General features: G+C 73.2%; 16 protein-coding genes. 10 read left to right on the top strand and 6 right to left on the bottom strand.

Going from position 1 to position 20,232, the window contains the following annotated elements; translation table 11 throughout:
• Positions 1–85: 85 nt before the first annotated feature.
• Positions 86–763 (top strand): TetR/AcrR family transcriptional regulator, encoded by a 678-nt coding sequence (locus tag LP52_RS02850; protein WP_157036173.1) that lies wholly within the window; start codon positions 86–88, stop codon positions 761–763.
• Between the two features lie 326 nt (positions 764–1,089).
• The gene (locus LP52_RS02845) at positions 1,090–1,683 is read left to right on the top strand and encodes a DUF2752 domain-containing protein (RefSeq protein ID WP_052809354.1); all 594 of its coding nucleotides are present in this window, start codon (positions 1,090–1,092) and stop codon (positions 1,681–1,683) included.
• A 49-nt stretch (positions 1,684–1,732) separates the two neighbouring features.
• On the opposite strand, the gene LP52_RS02840 is transcribed toward LP52_RS02845, so the two are convergent.
• The 4 genes from LP52_RS02840 to LP52_RS02825 form a co-directional block, all read right to left on the bottom strand.
• The gene (locus LP52_RS02840) at positions 1,733–2,188 is read right to left on the bottom strand and encodes a DUF4383 domain-containing protein (protein ID WP_084722822.1); all 456 of its coding nucleotides are present in this window, start codon (positions 2,186–2,188) and stop codon (positions 1,733–1,735) included.
• Between the two features lie 290 nt (positions 2,189–2,478).
• The gene (gene panF, locus LP52_RS02835) at positions 2,479–3,984 is read right to left on the bottom strand and encodes a sodium/pantothenate symporter (RefSeq protein ID WP_040270484.1); all 1,506 of its coding nucleotides are present in this window, start codon (positions 3,982–3,984) and stop codon (positions 2,479–2,481) included.
• A gap of 6 nt (positions 3,985–3,990) precedes the next feature.
• Entirely contained in the window at positions 3,991–4,311 is a 321-nt protein-coding gene (locus LP52_RS02830; RefSeq protein ID WP_040270483.1) for a YhdT family protein, read from the bottom strand.
• 17 nt (positions 4,312–4,328) lie between these two features.
• Positions 4,329–5,444 (bottom strand): M20 family metallopeptidase, encoded by a 1,116-nt coding sequence (locus LP52_RS02825; protein WP_052809353.1) that lies wholly within the window; start codon positions 5,442–5,444, stop codon positions 4,329–4,331.
• A 74-nt stretch (positions 5,445–5,518) separates the two neighbouring features.
• Here LP52_RS02825 and LP52_RS02820 point away from each other — a divergent pair, with 74 nt between their 5' ends.
• The 5 genes from LP52_RS02820 to LP52_RS02800 all read left to right on the top strand — a co-directional run bounded on the left by LP52_RS02820 (position 5,519) and on the right by LP52_RS02800 (position 11,233).
• A complete protein-coding gene (locus LP52_RS02820; protein WP_040270482.1) occupies positions 5,519–7,192 on the top strand; it encodes a PucR family transcriptional regulator in 1,674 nt (557 codons plus the stop codon).
• Between the two features lie 101 nt (positions 7,193–7,293).
• Positions 7,294–8,631 (top strand): M20/M25/M40 family metallo-hydrolase, encoded by a 1,338-nt coding sequence (locus LP52_RS02815; protein WP_040270481.1) that lies wholly within the window; start codon positions 7,294–7,296, stop codon positions 8,629–8,631.
• A complete protein-coding gene (locus LP52_RS02810; RefSeq protein WP_052809352.1) occupies positions 8,628–9,386 on the top strand; it encodes an SDR family NAD(P)-dependent oxidoreductase in 759 nt (252 codons plus the stop codon). Before LP52_RS02815 ends, LP52_RS02810 begins: the two co-directional genes overlap by 4 nt.
• A 13-nt stretch (positions 9,387–9,399) precedes the next feature.
• Positions 9,400–10,257, top strand: a complete 858-nt coding sequence (locus LP52_RS02805; protein WP_040270480.1) for a polysaccharide deacetylase family protein — start codon at positions 9,400–9,402, stop codon at positions 10,255–10,257.
• A gap of 253 nt (positions 10,258–10,510) precedes the next feature.
• The gene (locus tag LP52_RS02800; RefSeq protein WP_040270477.1) at positions 10,511–11,233 is read left to right on the top strand and encodes a spermine/spermidine synthase domain-containing protein; all 723 of its coding nucleotides are present in this window, start codon (positions 10,511–10,513) and stop codon (positions 11,231–11,233) included.
• 120 nt (positions 11,234–11,353) lie between these two features.
• Here LP52_RS02800 and LP52_RS02795 read toward each other — a convergent pair whose 3' ends face one another.
• Both LP52_RS02795 and LP52_RS02790 read right to left on the bottom strand, forming a co-directional pair.
• Positions 11,354–13,093 (bottom strand): gamma-glutamyltransferase family protein, encoded by a 1,740-nt coding sequence (locus LP52_RS02795; RefSeq protein WP_202966038.1) that lies wholly within the window; start codon positions 13,091–13,093, stop codon positions 11,354–11,356.
• A 309-nt stretch (positions 13,094–13,402) separates the two neighbouring features.
• Complete coding sequence (locus LP52_RS02790; RefSeq protein ID WP_052809361.1) at positions 13,403–14,731, bottom strand: alpha/beta hydrolase domain-containing protein; 1,329 nt, start codon at positions 14,729–14,731, stop codon at positions 13,403–13,405.
• 648 nt (positions 14,732–15,379) lie between these two features.
• Between LP52_RS02790 and LP52_RS02785 the strand changes: the two genes are divergently transcribed.
• From LP52_RS02785 to LP52_RS02775, 3 genes are all read left to right on the top strand, one after another.
• Positions 15,380–16,996: a glucuronyl esterase domain-containing protein gene (locus tag LP52_RS02785; RefSeq protein ID WP_052809350.1), complete on the top strand. Its 1,617-nt coding sequence runs from the start codon at positions 15,380–15,382 to the stop codon at positions 16,994–16,996.
• Between the two features lie 186 nt (positions 16,997–17,182).
• A complete protein-coding gene (locus LP52_RS02780; protein WP_040270472.1) occupies positions 17,183–17,596 on the top strand; it encodes a DoxX family protein in 414 nt (137 codons plus the stop codon).
• Between the two features lie 334 nt (positions 17,597–17,930).
• The gene (locus tag LP52_RS02775; protein WP_040270470.1) at positions 17,931–20,174 is read left to right on the top strand and encodes an NACHT domain-containing protein; all 2,244 of its coding nucleotides are present in this window, start codon (positions 17,931–17,933) and stop codon (positions 20,172–20,174) included.
• Positions 20,175–20,232: the final 58 nt, after the last annotated feature.

Genomic DNA, 20,232 nt, shown 5'->3' with positions numbered 1-20,232 from the left:
CCGCCCTGCCCGAGTGCCTGAAAGGAGCGGTGAGCGAGCGATGCCCTCCGACGCCGCCGGCGCCTCCGGCCGGGGCCGCCCGCCGATGTCCGACCGCCGCAAGGCCGTCGTCCGCATGGAGATCGCCCGCGCCGCCGTAGCCCTGTTCATCGAGAAGGGCGTCGCCGGTACGACCGGGGAGGACATCGCCGGCGAGTTGGGGATCTCCACCCGCACCCTGTGGCGGTACTTTCCCAGCAAGGAGAGCTGCGTGCGGCCGCTGCTCACCGCCGGCCTGGACCTGATGGCCGAACGGCTGCGCTCCTGCCCGCGCGACACCGCGCTGCTGGACCACCTGGAACGCGAAGGCGTCTTCGCCGACGGCGACCGCCTGGCCGAGGGCCCGGTGGCCGACCTCATCTGGATGACCGCCCGCGAGCCCGGGTTGCAGGCCGTGTGGCTGGAGGTGCACCACGCCGCCGAATCCGTCTTCGCCGAGATCGTCGCCGAGCGAACCGGAGCCGACACCGGCGATCTGGCGGTGCGTGTCCAGGCGGCGAGTCTGAACGCCGCCCTGCGCCTGGCCGCCGAGGAGCAGGCCCGCCACCGCTTCACCGACGAGCCGTCCCCCGACGGCGGCATGGGCGAATTCGTGCGCGCCGCCGTCACCGCCGCCGCTCGGGGCCTGCCCGCTTTCGCGCCCGCCCATCCGCCCGGGACCGCCGGAGGCGAAGCGGCGGGCGGCACCGCGCCGGGCCCCGCGCATCGGCCGGAAGGCGTCTAGGTCCTGTTTCGAGCGGGTGAGGTCGCGCAGCCGGATCCGGATCGCGGCGAGTCGGACCGTGCCGTCATAGACCGCGGCCCGCTTGTCGTGCGATGCGCAGCCGGTCGGTGATGCGCGCCAGGTGCCGTCGTCGGACCAGCGGCGGTGGCGCCCGGCCCCGGCTCTACGCATCAGCGTCGATCTTGTACCTACGGTCATTGTGAGCGATCACATGTGACCGTAGGTACAAGATCGACGGGGGGAAGCCCGGTCGCCTAGCGCCTGGGTCCGGGGCGAGGGCGGGCGGCGGTGGCGCGTCGCCTCCGGCTTCGGGCGATAATGGAGCGATGAGCACGAGTGAACCCGAGGCGCCCGGCCGCGCGGCCGCCTGGGCGCTGCCGATCCGGCTGCGCACCGAGGACCGCGACCGCCACCGCGTGGTGACCTTCCTGGCCGTGGCCGGGCTGGCCGCGGGTGCGGCGATGGCGGTGTTCGGCCTGCCGCCCGTCGACCTGCACAGCCCGCTGCATTACATGGGCTTCATGATGCCCACCTGCGGCGCGACCCGCGCGGTGTGGGCGGCCATGGGCGGCGACCTGGCCATGTCGCTGCGCTACAACCCGCTGGGAATCGTGCTGGTGGGCGGCGCGATCGCCGTCCTGCTGCGCCTGGCCGCGGGAGTGCTGACCGGGCGCTGGGTCAACGTCCGCGTCGTGTCGTGGTGGTCCGTCGGGGTCATCGCCACGGTGCTGACGGTCGCCCTGTGGATCAATCAGCAGCTCAACGTCGATCTGCTGATGACCTCGTCCGAGGACGCCACACCGCTGGCCACCGCTGCGGTGACCGTCGTCGGCGGGACCCTGGCCACCGTGGTCGGCCTGCTGGCCGCACGCTCCCGCCGCATCGCCACGCGGCTCGCCGAGCAGGCACCGCCGCGCTGAGGCGCCGGTTGCACGGTCGCAAAGCGTCCCGCCGCACGACCGCGCCCGGCTAGGGCCGCAGCCCTCGGCCGGGCTTGACCACGAACCCGAGCCCGATCATGCCGACCCCCAGAATCAGGTGCAGCCAGTTGTCGGCCGCGTTGACCGGCACGATGTTGGCCGCGGAGTCCGGGGCGACGACCATGCCGTAGACGCACAGCACCAGGTACACGGCGCCGCCGCCGAACAGGTACCCGCGTGCCGCGGCGGGAAAGGCGGCGGCCGCCAGTCCGGCCAGGCCGAACAGCAGGTGCACGACGTTGTGCAGTACCGACACGCGGAACACGCCGAGCAGCAGCGCATGGGACTCCGGTCCCGCCCACGCCAGCGTGCCGTAGTCGGCGGTCGCGAACGGGACGAACCCCAGGACCCCCACGAGCAGAAAGACCGCTGCCGCGATCCCCGCGACGATGCGTGCGGCGCCCCGCGTGGCGTCGGGGACCGTGTCCTGCGACGGCCGACTCATGCTCACCCTCCTTCGCCTTTGCGGCGCACCCGCGCGGCGACGATTACGGTCGGCGCGCCGCTACCCGCGCGTCCGGCGGCCAACCGCCGCCCGCAGGCGCCGGTGCGACGGGCCCGCCTCAGCCAGCGGCGGCCGAGTCACGGGCATGGCATGCGGCGGCTCCCGCCCGGCAGGGCCGGGCGGGAGCCGGGATCCGGTGTTCGGGGGCGCGAGAGGGAACGCCACGCCCCCGAACACCGGCCGAGGGGGTGTCCTGAAGCACCTCGACCAGGTGCGGGATACGAGACCGCTCAGCGAACGGGGTGCACGGCGTCGCCCAGCTTGTCGATCTCTGCCTGGGTGCCCCAGAACTTCACCAGCACCTCGCGCCGCGGCGGCGGCCCCACGTAACTGCCCAGCAGGAACAGCGCCAGGGCGACGGCCGAGGACGTCGCGATCGGGAACATGCCCAGGGCCAGCTCGGGCGCCCAGTTGTTGACGACCGTGTACCAGACCATCCCGCCGGCCATCCCCAGGCCGGCGCCCAGCGCGTTGGCGCGCTTCCAGTACAGCCCCAGCACCAGGGGGAAGAAGAACGCCGTCTCCAGACCGCCGATGGCGTAGATGACCAGCAGCTCCAGGTAGTCGGGCGGGTTCAGGGCCAGCACGAGGACCAGCGCCGTCAGCCCCAGCGTGGTCGCCGAGGTGATCGCCGAGGTGCGCCCGTCGCTGATGCGCGGATTGACGTAGGCGATGTAGAGGTCGCGGATGATGGTGCCGGCGACGACCAGGATCATCGCGTCGACCGTGGACATCACCGCGGCCAGCGGAGCCGCGAAGAGCACACCGGCGACGCCCGCGGGCAGCACCTCGACGATCGTCGTCGGCAGCGCCAGGTCGCCGACCTCCATGTCGGGGCGGTAGTAGCGCGCCATCATGCCCATGGTCAGAAAGCCCAGGGTGATGACGGTCATCACCAGCGGGCCGACCTTCATCGCGGTGTGCACCGAGCGGGAGTCGCGGTAGCTCATCGCCCGCACGGCCAGATGGGGCAGGACGCCGAACATCAGGCCCAGCTGCAGCGAGTAGGAGGCGATCATCTGCGGGGTGAACCCGGCGGGCCCGGGCAGCGTGAACAACTCCGGTGCAGTACTCATGACCTGCTCGTTGACGGCGCCCATGCCGCCGGCAGCGCTGAGCAGCGCCACCCACACCACCACGGCGCCCACGAGCATGATGATGCCCTGGAGCACGTCGCTCGTCGCGTCGGCGAGGAAGCCGCCGAAGGTCGTGTAAATCGCGACGATCACCGCCAGGCAGATCAGCACCACCCTGTAATCGGCGCCGGTGGCCGCCTCCAGCAGCCGGGTGCCGCCGACGAACTGCGGCACCATGTAGGCGGTCAGGAACACCACGATGCCCAGCGAGCTGATGACGACCACGACCGGGTTCTCGTAGCGGTGGCGCAGCATGTCCACGATCGACAGCGCCCCCAGCTTGCGCCCGACGATGGCCCATTTCTTGCCGAGTACCGCCAGCGCGATGAAAGCCGTGGGCACCTGGAAGATCGAGACCAGGATCCAGCCGTAGCCCTCGCCGTAGACGAGGCCCGGACCGCCGATGAAGGTCCCCGCGCTGGCCCCGCTGGCCAGCAGCGTGAACATCAGCATCATCCAGCCCAGCGAGCGCCCGCCCATGTAGTAGTGCTCGGTCTTGTGGCCCTCGGAGACGGCCCGGCGCCGCTGGAAGCTCCACCAGGCGATCACCAGGAGCACGGCGGCATACAGCAGGATCGGGATGAGGATGCCCCAGCGCATTGGCGACTACCTTTCTTCGGGCCCGCCGGCGTCGCCGTCGGCGGAAAGGGGGACGTCGGTGAAGAAGCGGCGGACGAGCACGTAGGCGATGCCGGAGAAGACCAGGCAGGTCACCGGCACGGACCAGAAGAACCAGGCAGGGAAGCCCAGCACGAAGGTCAGCTCGTCGGCGGTCTTGCCGCCGCCCAGAAGCCAGGCCGTCGCGGTGACGGCCACGGTGAACGCGACCCAGTAGGCCAGTGCGATGGCGAGTTCCCGCTTGGCCGTGCGGTAGCGCGGGTCCTCCTCGAATCCGGCGTCGCGGACGGGGGGTCCGGTGTCGGGCATTTGGCTCTCACATCCCTTCAGGGTCCCGGAAGCGGGTGTTCGGCGAGGCCGTCCACCAGAGCCGAGACCAGCGGAATCCGGTGCAGGGTGGCGTCGAGGTCCACCCACTCGTGTTCGGCGTGCGGCCCGCCGCCCACAGCGCCCAGGCCGTCCAGGGTGGGTATCCCCAGGGCGGCGCAGAGGTTGGCGTCGGAGATGCCGCCCACGGCCGCCGACTCCAACGGCCGCTCGCCCAGCTCACGGGCGTGGCGGGCGGCCCGCTCCAGCAGCGCCGTCGCCGCGCCCTCCTCCATCGGCGGTCTGTTGCGCCCGCCCTCGACCGCCACCTCGATTTCGGAGGGAGCATCCGCCATGGCGCGGATGCGGTCGTCGACGCTCCACTGGTCGGTGGAGCAGGCGGCGCGCACATCCAGGTGGAGTTCGGCGTGGTCGGGCACCGTGTTCACGGTCTGTCCCGCCTGCGCCAGTGTCGGGGTGACGGTCAGCCCGCGGTCGGGGGCGTTGAGCCGCTGCGCCTCGGCGACGAGCTCGGCCATGCGCACCAGGGCGTTGGCGCCCTTGTGCGGCTCCAGCCCGGCGTGGGCCGAGCGGCCCCGGCAGCGCAGCGTGTAGATCGACCACCCCTTGCGGGCGCGCTTCAGTGCGCCGCCCTCGGCCGCCCCTTCGAGCACGAGTACAGCCTGGCAGCTCCGCGCCTCGGCCTCGATCAGTTCGCGGCTTGACTCCGACCCGATCTCCTCGTCGCCGGTGACCAGGAGTGTCACCGGAACGTGCGGATCCAGCCGCGCCAGGGCGTACAGCCCCACGAGCAGGCCCGCCTTCATGTCGAAGACGCCGGGTCCGCGGATCCGGCCGTCCTCAAGGGACAACGGGCGCTTCTGGGTCGTGCCCAGCGGCCACACGGTGTCCCGGTGGCCCAGCAGCAGCACCCGTCCCGGTGCGTTCGCTTCTCCCCGGCGCCACACCAGCGCCGAGGGACCGCCCGGCAGCGGGATGCGCTCCGGTGCCGCGCCGACGATCGACTCGCCGACAGCGGCCAGGCGGTCCCCGCACGTCTCGACCGCGAGCAGGTCCGATGACGGCGACTCCGCCTCGACCAGCGAACGCAGTGCTGCGGTGAACCCCTCCTCCATGGGCCTTGCCTCCTTCGCTGATATCCGGCCGCCAGTTTCGGCGAGTGATCACCGCGCTGTAATGATGCGCTGGTATGAAGAACGGGACGGGACTTGTCGTCTCCGACAAGGGGGTGGGGCGCATGCAGGGGCCGTCGCTGAGCACCGTCGTCGACGCCATCGGCGTCAGCGTGCTGTCGGTGTGGGCCGAGGCGCCTGATGCGGACGTGTGCTGCCACGACGTCGTGATCCACGACGCCGCCGACGAGTTCGCCGCCGGGCCCGGCGATCTGCTGCTCGCTGTAGGCGTCGACACCGGTGGTGCCGAGGCGGTGCTGGAGGAGGCCGCACGGCGCGGCGTCGCTGCGGTGGTCGTACGCGGAACGGCCGAGCTGCGCGAGCGCCTGAGCGCGCCGGCCCGGCGCGCCGGCGTCGCGCTGCTGGGCCTTGAGCCGGGCATCGGCTGGGCGCAGTTCTCCGGACAGCTGCGCGGCCTGCTCACCACCACCGGGGCCGACCTGGACGCCGAGTCGTCGGGCCCGCCCGCCCGCGAACTCGCGGTCTTCGCCAACGCCCTGTGCGAGTCGGTCGGCGGCTCGGTCATGATCTTCAATCCGCAGCAGGAGGTGCTGGCCTCCTCCCGGCTCGTCGAGTCCGACGACGCGATGCGCCGCCAGGCGGCCTTGGACCAGCGCGGCCCGACCTGGTTCCGGGCGCGGCTGCGCGAGCAGGGCGTCTACCGCCGGCTGTGGCGCGGCGACGACGTCGTCGACGTCCCGGCCGTTCCGGAGGAAGGCGTCAACCGCCGCATGGCGGTGGCGGTGCGCTCAGGCGACGAGATCCTCGGGTCGATCTGGGTCGCCGAGCGCGACACCCCGCTGCCCGAGGACGCGGCGCTGGTGCTGCGCCGCGCCGCGGCCTCCGCCGGTCAGTACCTGTCCCGGCTGGGCGTGCGCACCCAGACCCGCCGCCGCGCCGCCGAGTCCGTCGCCCGCCGCCTGCTGGCCGGAACCACCACCGAGAACGAGGCCCTGGAGTGGCTGGACATCGGTGTGGACGGCCCCTGCGCCGTCCTCAGCTGCGTCTTCGCCGCCGAACGGGCCCACGACGCACGCGCCTTCGCCGACCTGCTGTGCGTGCACCTGCCCGCCTTGGACTGCGAGGCGGTGCCGGTGCCCTCGCGCGGGCGTGTGGACGTGCTGCTGTGCCGAGTGGAGGGGCGCGGCTGCGCCGAACTCGCCCGAGCCGCCCGCGAGGTCCTCGACCGCGCCGCGGCCGCGGCCGGCTGCGCGGTGCTGGGCGCGCTGGGCGGCGTCGTGCCCGAAACCGGCAGGGCGCCCGACTCCCTCGCCGAAGCCGACCTGGTGCTGCGGGTGCTGCGCAACCGGGGCGCCGCGCACACCTGCGTGGCGGTGCTCGACGAGGTGCGTGCCGCCGCGGGCGCCCTGGTGCTGGCCGACGCGGCGGCCGCCGACCCGCGCTTCGCCGAGGGGCCGGTGCCCCGGCTGCTCGACTACGACAGCCGGCACCACACCTCCTACGCCGCGAGCCTCGCGGCCTACTTCGACGCGTTCGGCGACGTCATCGCCGCCTCGCGCGCGCTGCACGTGCACCCCAACACGCTGCGCTACCGGCTGCGCCGGATGCGGCCGATCTGCGGTATCGATCTGGACGATGCGGACGACCGGCTGGTGGCCGCCGTGTGCCTGCGCCGCGCCGGTTTGGACCTGCGGACAAGGAGCGCACCGGAAGTTCAGAGCCCGGCATGAGGCCCGCCGCCGCCGGTCGGCCCCATACTGGCTGCCGTGATCATCCCAGCTGAGCACGGAGCGTTCGGCGGCGCGTCCGCCCGCGGATGCGGGCAGCGCCCATGAGCGGCGCCGCCCCGCGTCTGAAGGAGGCCGTACACACCGCCGTCGAACGCCGCGCCGAGGAGATCGCCGCGCTCAGCGACGAGCTGATGCGCCGCCCCGAGCCGGGCTACGCCGAGCACGCCACCGCGGAGCGCTTCGCCGCCTGGCTGGCGGAGGCGGGGCTGCGACCGCGCACCGGGCTCGCCCGCACCGGGGTCAAGGCCCTGCTGCACGGCGGCGCGGGCCCGCGCGTGGCGCTCGTCGGCGAACTCGACGCGCTCACCCTGCCCGAGCACCCGCTGGCCGATCCCGCCACCGGCGCGGCGCACGCCTGCGGCCACCACGCCCAGATCGCAGCGATCGCCGGAGCCGCGGTCGGACTGGGCGAAGTCATGGCCGAACTCGACGGATCCGTCGCGCTGATCGCCGCCCCCGCTGAGGAACCGGGCGACGTCGACGCGATGCTCGACGCCGGCGACGCACCCGCCGAGCGCCCCGACCGCGTCGAGTTCCCCGTCGGCAAGGCCGAACTGCTGCGCCAGGGCGCCTTCGACGACGTCGACATGGCCCTGCTCGCCCACACCGGGCGCGGCGGCGGCCCGCGCTTCTCCGTGGGCGACACCCTCAACGGTTCCTGCGTCGTGCGCGCCCGCTTCACCGGACGCTCCGCCCACGCCGGGTCCAGCCCGTGGCTGGGCGTCAACGCCCTCAAGGCCGCCACCGTGGCCGCCCACGCCCTCGACGCCCGGCGCGAGACGTTCCCCGACGGCGACGACGTGCGGCTGAACTACCGGATCACCGGAGACGCGGGCGCACTGGGCTCGGTGCCCTCCGCGGCAGCGCTGCGCACCATGGTCCGCGCCCGCAGCGTCGATGGGCTGGGGCGCGCCGCCGAGGCGGTCGCCCGCGCGGCCCGCGCCGGAGCGCTCGCGCTGGGCGCCCGGGTGGAGATCGACACGCTGCTCGCCTACCTGCCGTTGGACTCGGCACCGGAGCTGGACGACGTCGTGGCACGCAACGCCCACCCCCTCATCGGCGCGGATACGATCGCGCGCGGCCGCCACCTGGGCGCCTGCACCGACATGGGCGACCTCGCCCACGTCATGCCCGTGTCCCACCCCTACAGCGGCGGCGCCGAGGGCGACCATCACAGCACCGGCTACCGGGTCGTCGACCACCGCGCCGCCGCCGTCGAGCCCGCCCTCTACCTCGCGGGCGCCGTCGTGGACCTGCTCGGCGACGGCGCCCGCGAGGCCCGCCGGGTGCTGCGCGCGTCGCCGCCGCCCTTGTCCATACCGCAGTACCTGGCACTGCGCCGGGGCATGAACCGCCGCGAGATACGGGAGGAAACGTGAGTCGCACAGTGCTGGTCACCGGGGCGTCGGGCGGTATCGGAAGGGCGGTCGCCCGCCGGTTCCTCGCCGAGGGCGCCCGGGTGGTGCTCAGCGACCGCGACGAGGCGCGATGCGCCCAGACGGCCGAGGAGCTCGCGGCTCCCGAGCGCGTCAGCACCGTCGCGGCCGACGTCGCCGACCCCGAGTCGGCCCGTTCCTGCGTGCGCACGGCATGGGAACACGCCGACGGGCTGGACGTACTGGTCAACGCGGCGGGGGTGTATCCCAGCCGGCCGCTGCTGGAGATGAGCGACGCCGAGTGGCGGGGCGTGCTCGCAACCAACCTCGACGGCCCCTTCGCCCTGTCCACCGAGTTCGCCCGCGCGCTGGTCGAGCGGGGCCGGCCGGGCGACATCGTCAACATCACCTCCGGCGCCGGAGACCGGGCGCGGCGGGGAGCGGCGCACTACTGCACCTCCAAGGCCGGGCTGACGATGCTCACCAGGGCGCTGGCGCTGGAGTTCGCCGAACACCGCATCCGCGCCAACGCCGTCTCCCCGGGCTTCGTCGAGGTCGGCAGCGACGTCAACCCGCTCAGCGCCGAGTACGTCAGGGCCGTAGAGGCCGGGCGGCCCTGGCCGCGGCCCGGCGTGCCCGACGACGTCGCCTCGGCCGTGGCCTACCTGTGCTCCGAGGGCGCCGAGTGGATCACCGGCACGACCATCGCCGTCGACGGGGGAGTGGGGGCCGGAAACGCCGCGCTCCCGCTGGCCTGAAGGGAGCCGCGCAATGCCGCACGGATACGTCTGCCTCACCTTCGACTTCGACGCGCTGTCGGTGTGGGTCGACCGCGGTCAGCTGTCGGCGACACCGCGCTCGCGCGGGGAGTTCGGCGCGGTGGCCGTGCCGCGGCTGCTGGACCTGCTGTCGCGGCGCGGCCTGCCGGCGACCTGGTTCGTGCCCGGCCACACCGCCCGCACCTACCCCGATCTGTGCCGCAGGATCCGCGACCTCGGCCACGAGATCGCCCTGCACGGCTACGCCCACGAGAACGTCGCCGCCCTGGACGAGGACGCCGAGCGGGCGGTTTTGGACCGCTCGGTCGAGGCGCTGCGGGAAGCGGCGGGCGTCGAGCCCGTGGGATTCCGCGCACCGGCCTGGGACCTGTCGGAGAACACGGTGGCGCTGCTCAACGAGCGCGGGCTGCGCTACGACAGCAGTCTGATGGGCCACGACTACGCCCCCTACCGGTGCCGCATCGGCGACCGGGTGGACGCCGAGAGCGCGAGGTGGGGAGAGGAGACCCCGCTGGTGGAGGTGCCGGTCAGCTGGACCCTCGACGACCTGCCGCACCTGGAGTTCCTCAGCTCTCCCACGCGCACGCTGCCCGGACTGGGCGACGCCGAGCGGATGTTCGGCGACTGGGAGCTGGACCTGCGCTACATGCTGCGCGAGACCGAGCAGGGCGTGCTCACGGTGACCTGCCACCCTCAGGTGATCGGCCGCGGGCACCGGTTGCTGCGCTTGGAGGAGTGGCTGGACCGCATCACGGCCTACGGGGTCGAGTTCGCCACCGTGGGCACGGTGGCCGGTCTCGCGGCCGGCGGCGCGCAGCTGGGCCGGCCCAAGGCGGCGCCGGCGGAGTGATGGCGGGGGCGGGGAGCGTCCGGCGCCGTGCCGCGCGGGCGGCACCGCACCGGCCGTGGCCGGTTCCGGTCCGCCGGTGCGGCGCCGGCGCCGTCCGAAGCCTTTTCCGCGCGGGGATAGGGTCGAAGGCTGCGGAGGCGTGCGCGTTCCCGTGGCAGGCGCGGCGCCGCGGCCCCACCCGCGACCCCGCTCGCCCGCCTGCGGGCACCCGAACGCCGCCGGTTTCTGCAGGCGGACGTGATGGGAGCAGGCCGTGGGTCTTCGATTCGAGGAACTGGACTGGCGCTCGACGCCGATGGGCGAGCTTGTGCTGCGCCGCCGGTGGGATCCGGTCTTCGGCGCCGACGTCCACGAGATCAAGCTCGGCGACGAGTTCCTGATGTCCAGCATGTTCACCGCGGCCGAGGTGGAGATGGCGCGACTGGCGCTGGCCGAGTCGGGCGACGATCCCGTCGACGTGGCGGTGGGCGGCCTGGGCCTGGGCTTCACCGCGCAGGCCGTCCTCGAGCACTCCGCCGTGTCCTCGTTGACCGTCGTGGAGGCGATGCCCGAGGTGATCGAGTGGCACAAGCGCGGACTGATCCCCGCCGGGGCCGAGCTGTCCGCCGATCCGCGCTGCCGGCTGGTGCACGGCGACTTCTTCGCGCTGACCGACTCCGCGACCGGCCTCGACCCCGATGAGTCCGGGCGCCGCTTCCACGCCGTCCTGGTGGACATCGACCACTCACCGAACCACCTGCTGAACGACAGCCACGCCGACTTCTACTCGGCCGAGGGCCTGCGTCGCCTGGTGCGCTTCATGCACCCCGGCGGGGTCTTCGCGCTGTGGTCCAACGATCCGCCCGATGCGCGTTTCTCGGCCGTTTTGGGTGAGGTGTTCCCCGAGGTGCGCGCCGAGGTCGTCGTTTTCCCCAATCCGCTGCAGGACCGCGACGCCGCCAACACCGTCTACCTGGCGACGGCGCCGCCCGCTTGAGCCGTTTCCGGGGCGTGGGCCCGCCGCCGGTCCCGAAGCGGCGGCACCGGTCGGGGCAAGGCGTCGACCGGGACCGGCGACGGGCGCGGCGTTGCGGCCGGGTGAGGCCGGCCGCCGGGCTCAGCGGCCCGCCGCGTAACCCTGCATGCCGCGCGGGTTGGCCGCTGCCGAGACCACCCCGGTCTCGGGGTCGCGGGCGACGGCGCTCAGTCGGCCCTCCGACCACGCCTCGCCCACTGTGACGTCGTGGCCGCGTCGGCGCAGCTCGGCGATCGCGGCCTCGCCCACGCGCGATTCGACGGTCAGGCTCCCCGGACGCCACGTGCGGGGGTAGAACGAACCGGGGAACGCCTCAGTGTGCCAGTTGGGCGCGTCGATGGCGCCCTGCAGGTCGAACCCGCCGCGCACCGTTCGGCGCAGCGCCGCCGCCAGGAAGAAGTGCAGGCTCCACTGGTCCTGCTGGTCGCCGCCGGGGGTACCGAAGGCCAGCACGGGCTCGCCGCCCCGCAGCGCGAGGGAGGGCGTGAGCGTGGTGCGCGGGCGGCGGCCGGGTGTGAGCGAGTTGGGCAGGCCCGGTTCCAGCCACGCCATCTGCAGGCGCGTGCCGAGCGGGAAACCCAGCGCGGGCACCACGGGGTTGGAGTGCAGCCAGCCGCCGCTGGGCGTGGCCGCGACCATGTTGCCGTGCCTGTCGACGACGTCGACGTGGCAGGTGTCGCCGCGGGTGGTGCCGTCGCGGCCCACCGTGGGCTCGCCCGCCCCCGCGGCGAGGGGCACATCGGCGGTGCGGGCGAGCGCGTGCCTGCTCAGCCGCGGTGTGCGGCCGCCGGGGCTGCCCGGCCGCACCTCATAGGAGGCCTGCTCTCCGACGAGGGCGCGGCGGGCGTCGTTGTAGTCGTCGCCGAGCAGGGCGGCGAGCGGGACCTCGGCGGCGTCGCCGTACCAGGCCTCGCGGTCGGCCATGGCCAGCTTGGTGCCCTCGGTCAGGGTGTGCACGTACTCGGGGGTGCCGTAGTCGAGCTCGTCGGGCAGCAGCGCGAGCTGCTGCAGGAAGGCAGGGCCCTGGCTCCACGGGCCCGCCTTGCACACCGTCCAGCCGTTCCAGTCGTAGGTGACCGGCTCCTCGTAGGAGGCGGTGAAGGAGGCCATGTCCTGGCCGCTGAGCACTCCGGAGTGGCGCTCGCCCGAGGAGTCCAGCACCGGGCGGGCGGCGAAGGCGGCCAGCTCCTCGGCGACGAACCCCTCGCTCCAGACGCGGCGGGCAGCGTCGATCTGGGTCTCACGGCCCGGCCCGGCGGAGCGGGCCTCGCGGACGATGCGCTGCCAGGTGGCCGCGAGTGCGGGGTTGCGCAGCAGCGCGCCCGGGCGGGGAGGGCGTCCGCCCGGCAGGTACAGCTCGGCGGAGGAGGGCCATTGGTCCTCGAACAGGTCGCGCACCGCATCGACGGTCTCGCCGACGCGCTCCACGGCGGGGTGCCCGCGCTCGGCGTAGCCGATGGCATAGGAGAGCACCTCGTCGAGGCGCTTGGTGCCGTGGTCGCGCAGCAGCAGCATCCAGGCGTCGAACGCTCCGGGCACGGCCGCGGCGAGCGGGCCGGTGCCGGGAACCAGTTCCAGCCCCAGGCCGGTGTAGTGCTCGATGCTCGCCCCGGCGGGCGCCGGACCCTGGCCGCACAGCACCAGCGGGCGGCCGTGCGCGGGGGCCAGGACGATCGGCACCTCGCCCGCGGGCCCGTTCAGGTGCGGCTCGACGACCTGCAGCACGAAACCGGCGGCCACCGCGGCGTCGAACGCGTTGCCGCCGTCCTCCAGCACGGCCATGGCCGTACCGGAGGCCAGCCAGTGCGTGGAGGCGGCCATACCGTAGGTGCCCTGCAGCGTCGGTCTGGTGGTGAACACAGGCGGAGACCTCCTCGGCACGTCGGACCGCCGGCCGGCCCCCGGGCCCAAGCGAACCGGGGCGGTCTGCAGTCCGCCCCGATACTAGAGGCGCCGCTCCCGGACGCCGGAGCCCGGGGCGGGTCGGCGAAGGGGCGGGATCCGCTGCGGGAGGCCGTCCTGGAGTCGGCGCGGCTCTCGGTCGCACCGCGCCGACGACGATCCCGAGAACGGCGCGGAGGGCCTTTCGCGCCCGCCGCACCGTTCCCCCGCCTCCGCTTGATCACCGAGCTAGCCGCCGATTCCCGACCAGACGGCGTCGTGGCGGTTGGCGGCGGCGTCGCGGCGGGTGATGTAGCCGTCGCGGACGTTGCGGTTGTCGACCTTCGTGACGGAGCGGATGTACTCGCCCCGCGTCGGGTACAGCTCGGCGAGCTTCTCCTCGCTGTAGGGGGCGTGCGTGCCGAAGAGGACGCAGAACCGGTTGGTCTCGCCGTCGGCCGCCGGCGCGTTGGCGCCGGTGTTCAGCGCCGTGGGCACCTCGACCTGGGACAGCCGGATGCCGCCCAAGGCGAAGCCGTCCTCGTCGCGGGCGAGGCGGCCCTGCTCGGTGCGTGTCATCCGCTCGGCGGTCGGCGGCGGTGTGCCCTTGCGCGTCCACGCGTCCAGGTGGTCGTAGGAGGCGTTGAGCGCGTGCTGCAGCGGGACGCGGCTGAACGGCGGCTCGGTGCAGTCGAACTCGGTCTGTCCGCCGAGGTCGCGCTTCTCGACGCCCTCGCGTGCGTGGCGGCCGGCCCAGCCGGAGTGCGCCGCACCGGCGACCTCCCAGAGGCGGAAGGCGCCGGTGTCGTCGGGCGGCGAGGGGTTCCACGCGGCGTCGGTCTCGGAGTTCACCTGGAACACCGGTTCGGGGCGGTCGCCCTGGGGAGCGGTGCCGACCATGAAGCCGTATCCGTCGAACACGGGCTCGATGGAAGGCAGCACCTCGTTGTAGTAGACGGTCATGCGCCCCGCGGACTGCGAGGCCCCGATCGCCAGCACGTTGTCGATCTCGACGCGGCCCACCACCCCGGCTTCGCCGGTGCGGACCGCCTGCGCCGCCTGGGAGAAGACGTCGTAGGAGAGTTCGTCGTTGCCGACCGTGCCGCCGTCGGTGACGTCGAGGCCGCCGTAGCGCGTCCGGCTCCATTCCGCCAACCGGGAGACGCCCACGTCCTGGGCGGACACGCCCACCCAGGTGTAGCCCGAGCGCATGATGTGCTCGGCGCTGGGGGCCCACAGCGCGTCCAGGTCATAGCCCGCCGAGACGTTCTGCCATTCCAGGAGCGCCGTGCCGTTGGAACGGACGTCCCTCTTCGGCCGGCGCACCACGATGCGGGTGGCGTAGGGGTGTTCGGAAACCGTCTCGCCGCCTTCGTAGACGCCGGCGGTCCCGGAAATGAAGAACTCCTCCTCGACGTAGCCGTATGCGGCCAGTTTCTCGGTCGAGGCGAAGAACGGATAGGTCTTTTCGATGTCGTCGGATTCCGGGTCGCCGGGTGGGGTTCCCGGGACGGGGCCCTCGACCTGCGGGACGGGGACCGGCGACGGTGCTTCCTCGGCTGCGGCGGGGGAAGCCACCGCCGAGGTGGATACGAGAACCAGGCTCAGCCCGAGAACCTTCGCGGCTCGGAGCCGTTCCGGGGGATTTTTCACAGCCACGTCGATGCCTTCCGTTCGTTCGTGCGCGGGGAGCGATCGCCCCGTCCGTGGAACGTAAGGAAAAGCCGAAAGCGGTTCAATCTCCGAATGCCCGATCGTGTATCGGTACTTTCACCGGAACCGGGTCCTCGATCCGATGACCGGGGACGGGATACCGGAGACGAATGCGCGGAACCGCGCTGCCGGGCCGAGCCGTCGCGGTACCGGTTCGGCGGCGGGTCGCCTCTTCCCGTTGCACGGTCCCGACGCCCAGTGGCGTGCGAGGGTGCGCCGCCGTCTCCCCGGCGTTATCGCAGGGCGCACATTCCAAAAGTTTCCGGAAAAATATTCGCTCTGGAGCTGGAAGGTAACGGAAAGTTTTCACTACGATGGGGACGCTTACCGCCACCGGCCCGCGTCACACGCAACCCCCACCGGGAGTCCGTATGCGTCGTCCCCGCCACCGCGCTCGCGGCGGCGTTGCCGCGCGCCCGGGTCGGCGATCCCCCGATCGGCGCGCATCGGCGGCTACGAGCCCCCGGCGTGGGAGCGCTCCCGTCGTCCGCGCGCTCTCCACTGGAGGTCTGCATGCGCCCCCATCGACACCGGCCTCGAGCATGGGCCGCCGCGACGTTCGCGGCCGCGCTGAGCCTGGCCGCCACCCTCACCCCGCAGGCCGGCGCCCTCGCCGACGAGGACGACGGCGCCGACTGCCCGGTACCGGATCCCGGCCAGTCGGTCTCCGAATCGCAACTGCCCGACCCCTTCACCAAGCTGGACGGCACGCGCATCTCGGACCGGTCCGAATGGAGGTGCCGCCGGGCCGAGATCAAGCAGCTCGCGGAGGACTCGGTCTACGGCCCGAAGCCGGCGCCGCCTGACAGCGTCACCGGTTCGGTCTCGGGCAGCCAGATCACCGTGGACGTGAGCGACCAGGGCCGGAGCGCGAGCTTCTCAGCGAGCGTGGACCTGCCCGGCAGCGGATCCGGTCCCTACCCGGCCGTCGTCGTCATGGGCGGGCTCGGCGCCGACACCCAGGCCATCAAGTCCGCCGGCGCCGCCGTCATCGAGTACGACCCCTATGCGGTGGGCCAAGAGGGCACGTCGCGAAACGACAAGCAGGGTGCGTTCTACAGCGTCTACGGCTCCTCCAGCGACACCGGGCTGCTCATGGCCTGGTCCTGGGGGGTCAGCCGCCTCATCGACGTCATCGAGCAGTCCGGCGGCAACGTCCTCAGCCCGGACACAGGCGTCACCGGGTGCTCGCGGTTCGGCAAGGGCGCCTTCGTGGCCGGTGCGTTCGACCAGCGCATCGACCTGACCATGCCGGTCGAGTCCGGCACGGGCGGCGTCCCCGCCTTCCGCTCGGTCGCCCAGCAGGACGGCGCCCAGCCGCTGAGCAGCGCCTACGACGAGGAGCCGTGGCTGGGCGACGCGTTCGGCTCCTACACCGGCGACCCGAACGCGCTGCCGGTCGACACCCACGAGATCGTCGGCATGGTCGCACCGCGCGGGTTGTTCATCATGGAGAACCCGCACGTGGACTGGCTGGGGGCCACCTCCGGCAGCATCGGGGCCCTGGGCGGCGCCGAGGTCTACACGGCGCTCGGCGCCGAGCAGAACATCTCCTACCACTCCGACGTGCAGGACGGCACGCACTGCGCCTCCCGTTCGGCCTGGAGCGGTCCGCTGCAGCGGAGCATCCAGCACTTCCTGCTGGGGTCGGGCAGTGCCCCCGGCGTGTTCGACATCTCCTCCAGCGAGTCCGGCGACCTGTCCCGGTGGAGGGACTGGCAGACTCCGATGCTCAGCGACGGCGGCGGGGGAGATCCCGGCGATCCGGGCGATCCTGGGGACCCCGGAGATCCGGGCGATCCCGGCGACCCGGGTGACGGCGACTCGGAAGGCGCATGCACCGCCGAATTCAGCACCGCCAACAGCTGGTCCGACGGATACCAGGGCGAGGTGACGGTCCGCAACAACACCTCCGCCGCGCTCGACGGCTGGACCGTCGACATGAGCCTCGCCTCCGGCCAGTCCATCAGCAACCTCTGGAACGGCGACTACACCGAGAGCGGGGGAACCGTCACGGTGACCAACACCGCCTGGAACGGCACCGTCGCCCCTGACGGCACCACCACCTTCGGCTTCGTCGCCGGCGGCTCCTCCACCGAGCCCAGCGGCCTCGCCTGCACCAGTCCCTGACCCCGCACGCGCGGGCCGAGGCCCCGCTGTCCCGCCCCGGTACGGCCGATCCGGCCGCCGGGGCGGGCCGCGAGGGAGTCCGCGCCGCGGTCGGCAGCGCAGCGGACGCGCCCGGCGCCGCCCCCTCCCGCGCCCGGCCGGATCGGCGGAGAATGGGCGTGCGAACCGAGGAGTGAGGGGACGATCGTGAACCGGAGCGACACCGACGACTCGCCGAAGCGCGGCCGCGCGCTGGAGATCATCCTGTGGGCGGCGCAGATCCTGCTCGCCGCCTTCTTCCTGTTCCAGGGCGGCACCAAGCTGGTCGGGGCCGAGGACGCCGTCCGGTTGTTCGACGACATCGGCCTCGGGCAGTGGCTGCGCTACGTCACGGGGATCTGCGAGGTCGCCGGAGCCGTCGGCCTGCTGATCCCGCGGCTGTCCGGGCTTGCCGCGCTGGGTCTGCTGGGCGTGATGGTCGGCGCCACGATCAGCAACCTGGCCACCCCCGGCTACCAGGCTTTCGCGGTACAGACGGTACTGCTCGGCATCGTCTTCGCACTGGTCGCCTGGGGACGCCGGCCGCAGACGCGCGCGCTGGCCGCTATGCTGCGGCGCTGAACGCGCGGCGTGACGCGCGAGCGGCTCTGCGGCGCCGGCGGGATCCTTCCCCTCCGCGCAGCGCTGTGCTCCCCTCCCGCGGGACCGCGCCGCCGGAACCCTGCGCGTCGAGGCAGGGTCGTCGGCTCCGACGGCCATGACGTAGTCGTAGGCACCGGCGGCACGGAGGAGAGGGACGAGCACGGCGACCGGCCGGAGACGCCACGGGGCCTGGTGGGCCGGCGGTCCGCCTGCCTCGGCCTCGCGGCCGGGGCGGTGCCGCACGCTTCCCGCGGGGTCACGGTTGCGTATCCGGGGTCGTGCCGCCATCGCCGGAAGGGCGAGGATGACGGCCATGGCGGTGGAAAAGCGCCCCTGGTGGCGCACCACGGGGTTCATCGCGGGTGTCATGGCCCTGGGGGGCTCGCTCGCGCTGCTCGGAATCTTCCTGCGAACGCACGGGCTCGGCACGACGGCCAACGTCGCTCAGTTGATGGCCGTCGCGTTGAGCGTCCCGCCCCTGGCCGCGGGACTGGTGTCGTGGTGGCGCCGCCCGGATGCCTCGGCGGCGCCTACCGCAGCCGAGATCACCGAGGCCGCACAGGCCCTGGCCGGCCTGGTGGAGCAGCAGTGGAAGGACGAGTCCCTGCTGCGCTCGCTGCACGATCCGGCTCCGATGCCGGTGCGGTGGCGGCTCACCGGAAGCGGCGGCCTGATGGACCATCCCCGCAACGCCCTTCCTGCCGGAACCTCGGGCTTCGCGGGCTCCAGCGAGGACATCGAGTCCCTGGTCGAACGCTTCCGCGCCCTGCCGAAGCGGCGGCTGGTCGTCCTCGGCGGTCCGGGCACCGGAAAGACCACACTGGCGGTGCAGCTACTGCTGGGGCTGCTGGCATCCCGCGGACCGGAGGAGCCGGTCCCGGTGCTGCTGCCGGCGGCCGGCTGGGACACGCGCGAGTACCCCGACCTGCACTCGTGGTTGGCCGCCCGATTGGAACAGGACTACCCCGCCCTGCGCGCCCTGGGCCCCAAGACGGCCCGGCAGCTCGCCGGGCGCGGCGGTGTGCTGCCCGTGCTCGACGGCCTGGACGAAGTCCACGGCCCCGACCGAACGCGTGTGATCACGGCACTCAACCGCTCCCTCGGCACGGCCCCCCTCATCCTGACGAGCCGCAAAGGCGAGTTCGCCGAGGCGGTGGCCGACGCCGACGACGTGCTCGCCGCGGCCCCGGCCATCGTGCCCGAACGGATGACCGGCGCCGACGCCGCCGATTACCTGGAGAAGTGCCTGCGGTCCGCAAACCGGCGGCAGGCCTGGCAGCCCGTCCTGGAACACCTGCGTACGCCGCCGCCGTCGTCCGCCAAGGCGCCGCTGCGCGAGATCACCGCCTCCCCTCTGGGGCTGTGGCTGCTGCGGGCCGTATACGTCGACGCGCGCGAGGACCCCGCTCCGCTGCTCGACGACGGACGCTTCCCCGCGGAAGCGGACCTGCGCGACCACCTGCTGGACGGAGTCATTCCGGCGCTGGTCGCCGCCCGCCGACCCGGCGTCGGCACCGGCGCCGGCGCCCCCGAACCGCTCTTTCTGCCGCGCCGCGAACACGACCCTTCCCGGATCGGCGCCTGGCTGAGCTACCTCGCCCGCGTCCTCGACCGCGATTCCGACGGCGCCGCTCCCCGCAGGCGCGACTTCGCCTGGTGGCACCTGGCCCGCCGCACGCTGCCGGGCAAGCCCCCGCTGCTCACGCGCTTGGCCTTCGCAGCGGTCCTGACACTGATCGTGGCGGTCGCGGGATTCGCCGTCGGCGCGACCGCGTTCGGGATCTGGGGCGCAACGGCGTTCGGTCCCGCCGGGGTGGTCGGCGGCGGAGTGGTGGGCGGACTCGTGCTCGCCGTCGCGGGCGTGGCACTGAACCTGCTGGGCTGGCACGAGATCGCGCAATGGTCGAAGGAGCCTCCCGGCTACGCCGACCTCCGGTTGTCCGGACGCCGGCGCTCCCTCGTCCGCCACGTCGGTCGCAGCGGGTTGCGAGCCGGGCTCGCGTCCTTCGGCGTCGCCGCCCTCGTCGTCGGATTCGCCGCATGGGGAGACGATGGGAGCGGGGAAGGGCTCGCGTTCGGGGTCACGGTCGCCGTCTTGGCGGCGCTCGCCGGCGCTCCAGCGGCGGGAATCGCCGACGGGTTCATCGCCTGGGCCGAAACCCCCGCGCTGACAGGGCACGTGTATACCCCGACGGCCAGCTTCCGAGCCGACCGGAGACTGAACGTCATCAGAGGGATACCGGGCGGGTGCGCCATCGGAGCCGGGCTCGGGCTGATCTCGGCGATCTCCCTCAGCCCGGTGTTGGCGGCGGCCCTCGGAGTCGCATCCGGCTACCTGTTCTGGCTGCGCTTCACGTTCGTCTACGGCCACCACCACGCATGGCTGTCCTATCTCGTGGCCACACATCACCTGGCGTGGAAAGGCCGCCTGCCGCGCCGCCTGATGTCCTTCCTCGACGACGCGCACCGCCTGGGGCTGCTGCGCGCCGTCGGCCCGACCTACCAGTTCCGCCACGCCAAGCTGCAAGATCGCCTCGCCGACAGCCCCATCCGGTGAGCTCGCCACGGGGAGCGGTGTGCGCACGCATGGCGCCGCCCATGGAGGGTGCGGCGTC

It is taken from the genome of Streptomonospora alba (assembly GCF_000826685.1).
In the GTDB taxonomy this organism is placed as follows: domain Bacteria; phylum Actinomycetota; class Actinomycetes; order Streptosporangiales; family Streptosporangiaceae; genus Streptomonospora; species Streptomonospora alba.
This window is presented reverse-complemented; position numbering and strand designations above follow the sequence as displayed.